Raw genomic sequence first — 12,609 nt, 5'->3', positions numbered from 1 at the left:
ATAATGAAAAGATCAACCTATGTAGGTATTGTGTTTTTATCCATCATAATACATACTAATTTTATTTATGGCCAAAACACTCCACAAGCAGCTAAAACCTATATCAAGGAAATTAAGAAACTTGGGGATCAAAAATCAATCAAACATGCCATTCAGATTGTTGATGATATTGAGAGCGAAACTAATAGTGATCTCATTTTACTAACAGAAATCCCAGCTCCTCCTTTTAAAGAAACTGTTAGGGCAGAAAAATTTAAATCCATGTTAGAAGATGCTGGTGCTGAAAAGGTTTGGATTGATGAAGTAGGAAATGTAATTGGATTGCAAAAAGGTTCAGAAGAAGGCAAAGTGGTTGTTTTGGATGCCCACTTAGATACTGTCTTTCCAGAAGGTACAGATGTAATGGTTAAACAAAAGGGTGACACGCTCTATGCTCCAGGAATTGGCGATGACACAAGAGGGTTGGCTATGGTAATCGCAACACTAAAAGCAATTAACAAGGCTAAAATAAAGACCAAAGCAGATATTTTATTTATTGGGTCCGTAGGTGAAGAAGGACTTGGTGACCTTAGAGGTGTAAAATACCTGTTTAAAGAAGGTAGCGCCAAAATAGATTCCTGGATTTCAATTGACGGGGGAAGCATTGGTAGAGTTAACAATGCTGCGCTGGGTTCAGTAAGATATAAGGCAATTTTTAAAGGAAAGGGAGGCCACTCATGGGGAGCATTTGGCCTAGCAAATCCGCACCATGCTTTGGGAGTGGCCATTAAAGAGTTTTCGTTACAAGCATCAGAATATACAGCAAAAGGTCCCAAAACAAGTTTTAACGTTGGTCGAATAGGAGGTGGTACATCCGTGAATTCAATTCCTTTCGAATCTTGGATGGAGGTAGATATGAGATCCGTAAGTGCCGATAGGCTAAAAGAAATAGACAGTATATTCATAAAATCTATGAGAAAAGCTGTAAATGAATACAACGCATCCGGCATAAAAGATTCAATATCATTAGAATTAGTGAAAATTGGGGACAGACCTTCTGGGGAAACACCAGTTGATAATCCTTTGGTACAACGCGCCATTGCAGTTTCAAACTACTTTAATGCCGCACCAAAGCTTACTATTGGTTCTACAAACGCCAGTATACCAATATCCAAAGGTGTTCCTGCCATAACAATAGGACGTGGTGGAAAAGGAGGTTCTGCGCATGCCTTGGACGAATGGTGGGTTAACGACAACGGTGCAGATGCAATAAAGTTGGCCTTACTGCTAACCTTGGCAGAAGCAGGAATCTCTAAATAAACATATGCACATGAAAAGTAAAGTAGTCTTTCAATTAATTTTCGCTGCACTCATTTTATTAGGTTGTGAAAATGAGCAAAAATATGATATCTTAATTCTGAATGGAGAAATCTATGATGGTTCTGGCGATACTCCTTTTAAAGCAGATATCGCCATTAAGGATTCAACTATTGTTAGTATTGGGGACTTATCAGAATACAAGGCAACAAGAATAATCGATGCAAAAGGCCATGCCGTTGCTCCCGGTTTTATTGATATGCATGCCCATCTGGACCCAATACTAAAACTTTCAGATTGTGAAAGTCATTTAAGACAGGGTGTCACTACAGCCTTAGGAGGGCCCGATGGGGGAAGCCCATGGCCCATCAAAGCGCATTTGGACACTTTAGAACAAATAGGTGTTGGAATGAACATAGCCTATTTGGTTGGCCATAATCAAGTACGAAAAAATATTATGGCCTTAGAAAACCGGGCTCCCACTCAGGAAGAGTTAGAACAGATGAAAGCCCAAGTAAAAGAAGCTATGACCGAGGGTGCTTTTGGTATTTCAACAGGCTTAAAATACCTTCCAGGGGCCTTTTCCAACGTAGATGAAGTTATAGAGTTATCAAAAGTTGCCTCTTCAATGGACGGTATTTATACCTCACATTTAAGAGAAGAAGGGTTGGGTCTTTTTGATGCAGTAGCAGAAGCAATTAGCATATCCGAAAAAGCTGACATTCCCGTGATACTTACACATCATAAAGCTATAGGAAAACCTATGTGGGGTAAAAGCGCAGTTACTTTGGCGATGGTAGACTCTGCCAGAACAATTGGTCTTGACATAAAAATTGATCAGTATCCATATAGCGCAAGCCATACGGGAATCTCTGTGCTCATTCCAAGTTGGGCAAGAGCTGGCGGAGCTGAAGCATTTAAAGAAAGGGTCCAAAATGTACAACTTAGAGATAGTATTAAAAGAGGAATAATTTTCAATATTCTTAATGACAGAGGTGGGAATGACTTAACGCGTATCCAATTCGCCAAGGTAAAATGGATGAAAGAACTTGAAGGAAAAACATTAAAGTATTGGTGCGAATTAAAAGGGCTTGAACCAACATTGGAAAACGGCGCCGACCTGGTCATAGAGGCCCAATTAAATGGTGGAGCATCTTGTATATACCATGCAATGCACGAAGAAGATGTGGAACGAATCATGAAACATCCCCAAACTATGATAGCATCTGATGGCAGGCTTGTGAAACCTGGGCAGGGACACCCTCACCCTAGATGGTATGGTACTTTTCCTCGGGTTTTGGGTCACTATGTTAGAGAAAAATCAATAATAACCTTACCAGTGGCTATCTATAAAATGACAAAATTACCCGCTTCTTCTCTGGGGTTGACCGATAGAGGAATGATTAATGAAGGTATGAAAGCAGATATTGTTGTTTTTAATCCAAATACGGTAATTGACAAGGCAACATTTGAAGAGCCCCACCAATACCCAGAAGGTATTGATTTTGTTTTGGTCAATGGGCAGGTTACCATCGATCAAATGAATTATAATGGAACAAAGGCAGGAACGGTACTTAGAAAAAAATAGCTAATGTAGAGGAAGAGTTGATTTTTGCCAGTTTTAATAAAAGTAAAAAGGGGTGTCAAAATTGACACCCCTTTTCTTGAATTGAGAAACTAAGCTAACTCAAAACTAACAACTAATCTTTCTTACTGATTAACTGGTGTTGGCGTAAACAAATCTGGTATTGGATTTGGTAAATTACTGTTATTGTTAATCTCTTCCTGCGCATACAGAAAACGCTGTGGGTTAACTGTAGTTGTTGCATTATTCAAAGGAAAAGGTACTATCAAATCTGTCTCTGAACGTAGCCTTCTAACATCATTAAAAGGCATATAAGTACTAAATCCAGTAACATAACGTTCTTCGATAATTTCCCTTAAAACCGCCCTATCCGTGGCAATGTTATCCATATTCTCCATACCTCCAGCTTCAAAATCGGCGAGTACATATGGGTCATAATTAAAGGTCTCATCCCCATTTATGAGGTTGAAGGCAGCACCTGTATCCAAATAAGCTCTCAGCTCATTCAATTTATCAATAGCACCTTGCACATCATCATTTGCCCTGATCAAACATTCTGCCCAGATCAGCAGATTTTCCTCAAAACTTACCAACTTCATTGGTGTGGTGGCATCATCTATACCTCCGGTCTGATCTCCGTCCCCACTTATGTAAGAATAAGCTCTTCGCGCGGTCTCATCAGTTTTGGCGTTGTTTCTGCCACTAGCATTAGCTGGATCCACTAAGTCTCTGTAAAAAGCACCATCCCCTGTCATATCTCCTGCTCTACTACTGTTTACAAAATTGAACAAGATGTTACTATTTCCGGGAACATCTCCAATTGGGTTATAAGACATTGTACCTGCGCTACTATTAATTCCATTTACAACATTGGCCAATGCCTGTGCATATTGTTTTGTCTGTAAAAAGTAGCGTGCTTTTAGAGTATAAGCGGCGGCCACCCAACTATCCGCATCTCCTCCAAAGTAATTGTCTTGACTATTGGTTACGCTTGTAGTTGACCCATTTTGCAATTTTGGAATTGCACCGTCAAGCAATGTTTGCAAAGCAGCATAAATTTCAGCCTGCCCATCTAAGGTAGGATCTTCTGACCCGACCCCAGGGTTATCAGGCGTAGCGGCAGAATATGGTATATCTCCAAAAAGAGATGCGCCCGTACCTACAGCTAATGCTTCGTTTACATCTATGATTCCTTGTAAAAGTCCTACATCAGGAGAGATTCTTCTAATCTCTTTGTTTTGAACTAATATTCCATTGTAAAGGTGTCCCCAAACGGCATTGGAATCACCAGGAGTGTAATCATAGTTATATAATGTCTGCTGTACCAACTGCAAGCCTATTAGGCCTCCGGTATAGTACATACTTGTCCTGGCCAATTGCCCTTGTTGCACTTGGGCATTTGCCAATAATGTTCCTGCCAGTAATAGATCGCCAGAGGGAACCTCTACTAATTGATTTGGATTATCATTTATATCTAAGTAATCATCACAGGCGGTTGCCGATGTTAGAAAAATCAATGATAAAATTATTTTATATATAGATTTCATAATTTCCTACGTATTAAAAATTAAAATTGATTCCAAAAGCATATGTTCTTGCACCGGGGTTAGAGAAATAATCTAAACCACGTGCTCTACCCACTCCAAACTGATTAATATCAGGGTCAATACCTACAACATCGGTCCAGATAATTAAGTTACGACCAGAAGCAGTAAACTCTACAGAACTCAAACCAGTTGCTTTTTTAAAGTTTTCAGAGTCAAGCCTGTATGATAGTGATAATTCTCTTAGTCGAGTCCAACTACCATCTTCTACGGCAAATTCATTTAGCTTTCCGTCTCCAAAACCATATAAAGAGGTATAGTATTCTTCATCTAGTAAGACATTGCCTCCACCAAAGTTACCAACGTTTCCTCTGACTACGGAACCGGCAGTAAATACATCACCATCAAAGTTTGTTAAATCCTCCGTTAGTGTAATGGTCTTGCCAACATCTGCATGCGTTCCAAAGAAGGACAAAATAAATCGTGTTCGTTGTGCCAAATCATTCCCCTGACTGGTATCAAAAGATGCTGCTAAAGATAAATTCTTGTAAGCAAGATTGAATTGTAGACCTCCTCTCCAATCCGGATTCGGATCTCCAACTATAAGGTTTCCACCAGTATCTACTTGTGGGAAACCATTGGCGTCCAAAATCAAACTTCCATCATCATTTCTTAGAGCACCTTGAGTATAAAGCACTCCTAGGGGTTCGCCGTCAATAGCGACAGATTCAATGGAAGTTCCTTCCGAAAATTCCTGGATAAACTCTCCTGTTCCGTCAACACCTCTAACCACATTTTCATTGGTACTATAGTTTAACGAAATAGAACCTTTCCAATCTTCCTTTCTAAGAAAATCATACCTTAACTCAATTTCAAGTCCATCATTTTCTATTGTTGCGCCATTGGCATATATCTCATCAAAACCAAGTGAAGGAACCAAAGCAAGGTCTAATAAAACGTCTTCAGTTTTGTTCGTATAATATGTAGTGGACAAAGCCAGTCTGTTTCTTAAGAATCTTAAGTCTAAACCTACTTCATATTCTGTTTTGATCTCAGGTTTTAAGTTGGAATTTCCTAAACGTTCATCTAGTTGAAACCCTCCCCCAAAGTTTTCTAAAGCAATTTGATCAGAGAAACTTGAGAATGTTCCTACTTCAAAAACTGTTTGTTCCCTATGGGCAATTGGTACATTTGCTACTTGACCATATGCCAATCTAACTTTACCAAAAGATAAAGGACCTGAATCTTTTAATGCTTTAGTAAAGGTCCATCCTAATTCTGCACTAGGGTAAAAGAATCCATTATCAGATTCAGGCAACACAGAATGCTTTTCAAATGCGCCCCCTAATTGCAAAATAAGCTGGTCTGCATAGTCAAAATTTGCAGTACCATAGAAACGAATATTTCTTCTACTGGTTCTCGTAGTTTCTGAGCCAATATTTTCTTTGGCAGAAAGTTCGGCTGCATCAAGTGGGCTTCTAAAATTGGCAATAAAGTTATCCGCTTCTGTAAAAATTCGTTTACGTCTTCTATCATTGATACCAAAACCTACAATTACATTGGTATTCAAATTTTTGCTTAATGCATAATTGAAATTTGTAATTAAATCTCCATTATATTCCTCATTGTTAATGGTCTCATCGTTTAATAGTCCAAATCTTCTTGCAGCACCTGCAGTATAATAAGGGAAAAAGTAAACTCTTGTATCTACATAAAAATCAACCCCACCTCTAATAATGGTGCTAATATTGTCATTCCATTGATACGAAACTTCTCCTGTACCGATTAATCTGTTTACTTTGGCCGTACTTTCTTGTTCATTAACCGTCCAAAGCGGGTTGTTGTATATGACATTATCGCTGTTACCCAAATACCTTCTATAACCTCTATGCCTGTTAGGTGTAATAGAGCCTGAACTACTGTTGTAATTACCTATGTAATCCGTTTGATCAAAATCTGCGGGAGTACGAAGAAGTCCTAAATACAAACCTGCGGTGTTTGAACCTTGTTGCGTTCTATTGGAGCCTGTATGCACATAATTGGCTTTAAAATTAGTTCGCAACTTGTCCGTCAAGTTTTGTGTTAGATTAACGGTAAAGTTTGTCTTTTTGTAAAAACTGCTCTTGATAATACCTTCCTGATTTACATGTGCGGCGCTTATATAATAAGTGCCTTTTTCGCTACCGCTGCTCACAGAAACTTTATTGTCATAAGTAATCCCCGTTTGAAAGACTTGGTCAAAGTTTCTGTTAGTGAAAACTTCTCTAGAATTCTTTTGAGTAATGGGATAAATAATGTTACCTGTGGTCAAGGATTCAAAAAATTCACCGGAAGTATCAACGTCATCTGCGCCACCGGCTCTTTCAGAAATTCTATCTCCCCAAGACCGTTGTGCGGTAGGGCTAAAACTACCGCCATTACCTTGACCAAAAGTAGTCTGTAATGGGTGTTCATATGAAATTTGATCAATAGAAACACCTGTAGAGTAGCTTACATTAAATTTACCGGCTTTACCCTTTTTTGTGGTAATCACAATAACACCGTTTAAGGCTCTTGACCCATACAAGGCTCCTGCTGATGCTCCTTTAAAAACCTGAAAGGATTCTATGTCTTCCGGGTTAATATCGTTCAGCCTGGATTGCTGTGATACACCTGCGGACTGATCATCATCTCCCGAACCTGCTAAATTGTCGTTATTCAATGGAATACCATCCACAACAATTAAAGGTTGGCTCGAACCGCTCAATGAGCTTGTTCCTCTAATTTGAATGTTGGAACCAGCACCAGGGTCACCCGAGGTCGCATTAATAGTTACACCAGCAGCCTTACCGGCAATACCGTCAATAATTTTATTTTCCACAGGTTGTACGAGCTTATCTGCATCAATCTTTGAATAGGTAGATGCCAACTTATCTCGTTGTTCCACAAAACCTAGCGCTGTCACCACTACCTCGGACAAACTCTCTGCATCTGGTTGCAGTACAAAACTCATTGAAGAATCTGAGCCAATAATTCGTTCTTCAGTCCTATAGCCTATAAAGGACACTACAAGTGTCTCTCCTTGGTTAGCTTCAATAGTATAATTTCCATCAAAATCTGTCGTAGTTCCATTGGTGGTCCCTTTAACAAAAACCGATGCCCCGGGCAAGGGACCGGTCTCATCTGAGACTGTACCAGAAATCGAAACCTGGGAATACCCAATTCCTACCGTCAAAAATGCCAGTAAGAATGTTAAAAATGATTTTCTCATAAAATTTAGTAATTAGATAGTTATTTATTTAGTTGTTGTTCTGTTAATAGTTTCATCATTTCATAGGCAGATACTTTTCCTTTAAGTGTTATAAAATCTCTTGGGGTCTCATCCCCTATCTCATAGGTTATTCCAACAGCGTTATGTCTTTTTAAAAACCACCCTTTGGATACAGGTTTTGTACTTGTGGCACTTTTTTCATTCACAACATAATCTGGGATACCCGCTTCTAGGCCAGAAAACCAATTTTCAATAAAATTTGGGAGGTTCGTATTTTCCCTTTGCACGTTGGTATAAAAAACATCTTTCCAAGTGGAATGAAAATCCAATCCCAATAGTACTTTAACATGTTCTTCTTTAACAATACTCTCTATCTGTTTAGTTACGGCCAAAACCTCTGGTTGTCTATACCTTCCCCAATCCCTGTTAAGGTCCACGCCTTTACCATTATGCCGCCAATGTCCAAGATCCACCCCATCTGGATTCATCAATGGAAAAGCAATGACTCTATAATTTTTAAGGAAGTTATCTCTAAGTTCTCCGCTTTGTAGAATGGTCTCCAAAAAACTTTGAAAAGCAAAATACCCCGTTACTTCAGGCGGGTGTTGACGAGTAAGTAGCACAATAATATCTTTATTGGCTTTAGATCCAGAATAGATATCAAGCATTGGAATATCCCTTCCAAAATGGGTTTTTCCAATATTTTTTAGCTGTGTTATAGATTCATTTTTTTTGGTAAGCCCGGTATACCAATCCTTAACATCTTGAGATGTCTGCACTTCTTGGGCCGCAATAAGTGTAGTGTCTTTTATTACATTGAACTTGAGTATGGCGGTGGTATCCTTTAATGAGAATATTGTAGAATCTGCCTGCACCCATGACTTGTCCGCTGTTTTGTATTTTGGAACATACCTGTGCTTGTACCCTTTAGGGTAATTAAACTGAAAATAAACTTCTTTTTCGTTACTGGCCCAAGTTTTGAAAGCAAAATATGCGCTGTTATTTATTGGAGTGTTTTCAGGTAGAACTTCCAATAGCAAGGTACTGTCATTTAAACTGCTTATTTTATTGAGTCTTGCTCCCTCGAAATCATTACTGATGTAAATTCCAAATTCTGAAAAATGTAAAATCTTTTTGTTCTGGAAACCTATGTTTTTGTTTTTTGTGTCGACTTCATTTGGAAACTTTACCTTGTGGGAACTTGAGCAGGAAAAGACCATTGCCATAATAGCAAAAACTGTGATGGATCTTTTTAATCGCATGAGGCTCAGCATGGATTCTACAGAATAGAGATTATTAACTTATCATAAAATAAAGTTAAATTAACGTGCATGCTGCAAACCAATTTTCGGTTTGCAGGCATACCAATCTGAGCTGTTTTATAATAAAATATAAGCCCCGATATACTCTTACTTTTTTTTAATGAAAATGCCTAGGAACTTATAAAGGCCAAAGTCCAACAAAGTTGAGATTCAAGTATAAGGGACAGGTGTTCTTTTCGAGACATATATAGAATTCTCTGGAGATTTGCTTCAAAAAACAAACAAACTTTATACCCTAATTTTTCTATCCTCTTAAAGCCCAATTTAAGCGGTACAAAGGGTTGTGGAAATTGCCTAAAGTAAAATCTGCTCAGTTAAACTAAAAATCATAAGACATGGTGAGTAAAAACAAAAAGGATGAATTCCTTAAGTTAATTGACCGCCTTAATTTGTTAGGGGATTAAGCATAGACTTCTTGAGTTATTGCTAGGTTATTGAATAACTCAACAATTGATGAGACTTCGCTGTTTTTTCCAATTGGTATTGTAAAGTGGCCGTTATAGGATACTACTCTGTCCGTAAACTTTTCACAGGGTCAGAAATGGCGGCCCGAATCACTTGGAAACTTACGGTCAGTACGGTTATAATGAAAGCGGACATTCCGGCAATAGCAAAAATCCACCAACTTATTTCTATTCGATACGCATAACTTTCTAACCATTGGCCCATAAAGTACCAAGCGATTGGAGTAGCTACTAAAACCGATATCAGGACTAAACCGATAAAGTCTTTGGAAAGCATAGCCCATAAATTCATAACCGATGCACCTAGCACTTTACGTATACCGATTTCTTTTGTGCGTTGTTCTGCCATAAAGGATGCAAGACCGATGAGACCCAAACAGCTGATAAAAATTGCTAGTAAAGAAAAAATCCCCGAGAGTTTTCCGATGCGTTCCATTTCGGCAAATTTCTTAGCGTAGTTTTGATTTACAAATTGATATTCAAAAGGGACTGCTGGCACATATTCCGTAAACACATCTTTAACAATTGCCAACGCTTCGGATGCGCTCTTGTCCGGATTCAACTTTAATTCAATATAATTTGCATTGTAAACGTAGTCTATCATATAGATGGCATGTTTGACCGATTCGTAAGGCGATTCCGATAGCATATTCCTCACAACACCAATTATCTTATGTTCGCTATTGCCCCACTTGATTATTTTACCAACAGGGTTCTCAAGACCCATATACTTTACGGCGGCCTCATTGATAATGTAGGCTGTAGAATCAGTTGAAAATTCTCTCGAAAAGTCTCGTCCTTCAACAATTTCCCAATCTACTGTCTTTCCGTAGTCATGCGTGATGTAAAAATTAGCAAATTCAGCATTGAAGCCTGGGTCTTTTCCCTCCCACGAAAATCCATCATTGCTGTTGAATGCAGCCGTAAGAGGACTTGACGATTCCGACATTTCCACGATTGCATTCCGGTTCTTTAATTCGTTTCGCAGCAAATTGTACTTACCCTCATAGTCAGAAGTCGAGATTTCCATTATGATCAGCCCTTCTTTATCGTAACCCAGCGGTCGTTCTTTTGAATGTTCAATCTGTTCCCTGACGACTATAGTGCCAACAATGAGAATCACAGAAACCGTAAATTGCCATACCACAAGGACTTTTCTAAAAGCCGATACGGAACGACCTGCCTTAAAACTTCCCTTCAATACTTTGACAGGTTTGAAAGAAGACAAATAAAGGGCTGGATAGCTTCCGGCCAAAAGCCCAACCAACAGTATGCTTGATAGACATATTAGCCAAAACACAAAATTATTGTAGGGGAACACTATCTGTTTACCGGCCAATTGATTAAAAAACGGAAGAACGATCAAAACCATTAAAAGAGCCACACAGAATGATATGAAAACGACAACAATGGACTCGCTCAAAAACTGATTGACTAATTGCCCTTTGTTCGAACCCAAAGACTTTCGTATACCTATTTCTATATTTCTTTTAACGGAATTCGCGGTACTCAGGTTCATAAAATTTACACATGCCAGTAAAAGGATAAAAAAGCCGATAATACCGAACAACCAGACGTAACGTATGAAGCCACCTGTCTGAACACCGTTTTTCCAAGAGGATTTCAAATGCCAGTCGGCCATAGGATGAAGAAAGATTTCAGTCTTTAGAGCTTTTTGCGATGCGTCTAGTTTATCATATTTGATATTCTTGATTTTTCTGTTAACCGTTTCGAAGTTCGTATTGGCGGCAACTTGAACATACAGTTGATAGGAGTTGTCATCCCATCGTGGATTCTCGATTGCTGATTTGACCCAATCAACAGATGATGTATAAAGCTTCCAAGGTGCAATGAACATAATGTCTGAAAACTCTGAACTAATGGGCAAATCTTCGTACACTCCGGTTACTACAACATTAAGTTCATTATCTACTTCTACTACTTTTCCAATCGGGTCTTGATTTCCAAAAAAAGAGTTTGCGAGCGATTCTGAAAGAAGAATAGAATTAAGTTTTTTCAAACCATCACGGCTACCTTGCAACATTTTTAAGGAAAGCATTTCTGGAGCGCCCACATCCATATAGTTTCCTTTTTCCGTAAGCTTTTTGTCATCTTTTGAAAGGATATGCTCCCAAGTGAAAGAGGACATGACTACATGCTCAAAATTACCTCCAAAGCTATTCTCCAATTCTGGCCCCATAGGAGCAGGAATTGAATTTTGAGTTACCCTTTTGCCACTATTTGTTTGGTGCTGCCATACTTGAGCTATGCGTTCATAATTGTTGTGATATGTATTAAAAGAGAGTTCAGCTGTAATCCAAAGCCCAATAAGCATTACTACCATTATTCCAACCGCCAAACCACCAATATTGATAACGGAATAGCCTTTATTGCGTTTCAGATTTCGCCAAGCGATTTTTAGATAGTTTTTGAGCATGGTTCTCGTTTTTGACTAGTGGTACCTTCCAAAAAAGGTGATTATCCTTCGAAAAATTATAGGGATCGTACGATTCCTATAACTATAAGCATGCCATTTTTTATAACTAATTTAATATCAATTTATTACAAAATTATTGGTTGAAACCGATTCTCAAAACTGTAAAATATCTGTACAGGAAGTGTCCATTATTTATACGTCATTCGGGTAGGATTAAATAAAAGGAATGCATTTTTAATATATCATGATGGCCGGAGTATCTTAAAATGAACGTTTTTCGAAACAATCTGCTTATGGTTGTGAGATAATTAATCCCAGGTTTTTCTTGACTTTAATTGCCTATTATAAAAGTTCAATTTGCCATACCTATTTCTAAACTTTCTTAAAATTCACCGAAAAAGCCATTTAATGACCTAAAACGGTGGATTAAATGTAATTGGATTGTCCTGTAAAAGGTGAATTAACAAGAATACAAAAAGAGACCAAGAATAGGACACAATAGCAAGAGAAAATTCACTATCGATGCATTATCCCATAAAATGGCCGTATTGGGGGACAATTGATTTTACTTAAAAAATGTTAATTTACGATGATTTTTATACCAGGAAAATGGTCTATGTTTATTTTCTAACATTGTATTGTAAGAATAAAAATCGATTGTAATTAGTAATAAAATCGAACTAATAAAGATTCACGAGAATCCAATTCCCA

At 38.2% G+C, this 12,609-nt stretch carries 6 protein-coding genes; 2 read left to right on the top strand and 4 right to left on the bottom strand.

All coding sequences use genetic code 11. The features are described from left to right. Positions 1-3 precede the first annotated feature (3 nt). Both DKG77_RS09060 and DKG77_RS09055 read left to right on the top strand, forming a co-directional pair. Complete coding sequence (locus DKG77_RS09060) at positions 4-1,299, top strand: M20/M25/M40 family metallo-hydrolase (protein WP_109662329.1); 1,296 nt, start codon at positions 4-6, stop codon at positions 1,297-1,299. 10 nt (positions 1,300-1,309) lie between these two features. Beyond that, positions 1,310-2,884, top strand: coding sequence for an N-acyl-D-amino-acid deacylase family protein (locus DKG77_RS09055; protein WP_109662327.1), 1,575 nt, complete (start codon positions 1,310-1,312; stop codon positions 2,882-2,884). Between the two features lie 122 nt (positions 2,885-3,006). Here DKG77_RS09055 and DKG77_RS09050 read toward each other — a convergent pair whose 3' ends face one another. From DKG77_RS09050 to DKG77_RS09035, 4 genes are all read right to left on the bottom strand, one after another. Further along, positions 3,007-4,428 carry a SusD/RagB family nutrient-binding outer membrane lipoprotein gene (locus DKG77_RS09050; protein WP_109662325.1) on the bottom strand — a complete coding sequence of 474 codons (1,422 nt, stop codon included), beginning with the start codon at positions 4,426-4,428 and terminating at the stop codon, positions 3,007-3,009. A 13-nt stretch (positions 4,429-4,441) separates the two neighbouring features. Continuing rightward, positions 4,442-7,675 (bottom strand): SusC/RagA family TonB-linked outer membrane protein, encoded by a 3,234-nt coding sequence (locus DKG77_RS09045; protein WP_109662323.1) that lies wholly within the window; start codon positions 7,673-7,675, stop codon positions 4,442-4,444. A gap of 20 nt (positions 7,676-7,695) precedes the next feature. Then, on the bottom strand, positions 7,696-8,937 hold the full coding sequence (locus tag DKG77_RS09040; protein ID WP_109663705.1) for a M14 family metallopeptidase: 1,242 nt from the start codon (positions 8,935-8,937) through the stop codon (positions 7,696-7,698). Between the two features lie 567 nt (positions 8,938-9,504). Beyond that, positions 9,505-11,898 (bottom strand): ABC transporter permease, encoded by a 2,394-nt coding sequence (locus DKG77_RS09035; protein WP_109662322.1) that lies wholly within the window; start codon positions 11,896-11,898, stop codon positions 9,505-9,507. Positions 11,899-12,609 lie beyond the last annotated feature (711 nt).

This window comes from Flagellimonas aquimarina (assembly GCF_003149745.1).
In the GTDB taxonomy this organism is placed as follows: domain Bacteria; phylum Bacteroidota; class Bacteroidia; order Flavobacteriales; family Flavobacteriaceae; genus Flagellimonas; species Flagellimonas aquimarina.
The sequence above is the reverse complement of the archived record's forward strand: the minus strand, read 5'-3'. Positions and strand labels throughout refer to the sequence as shown.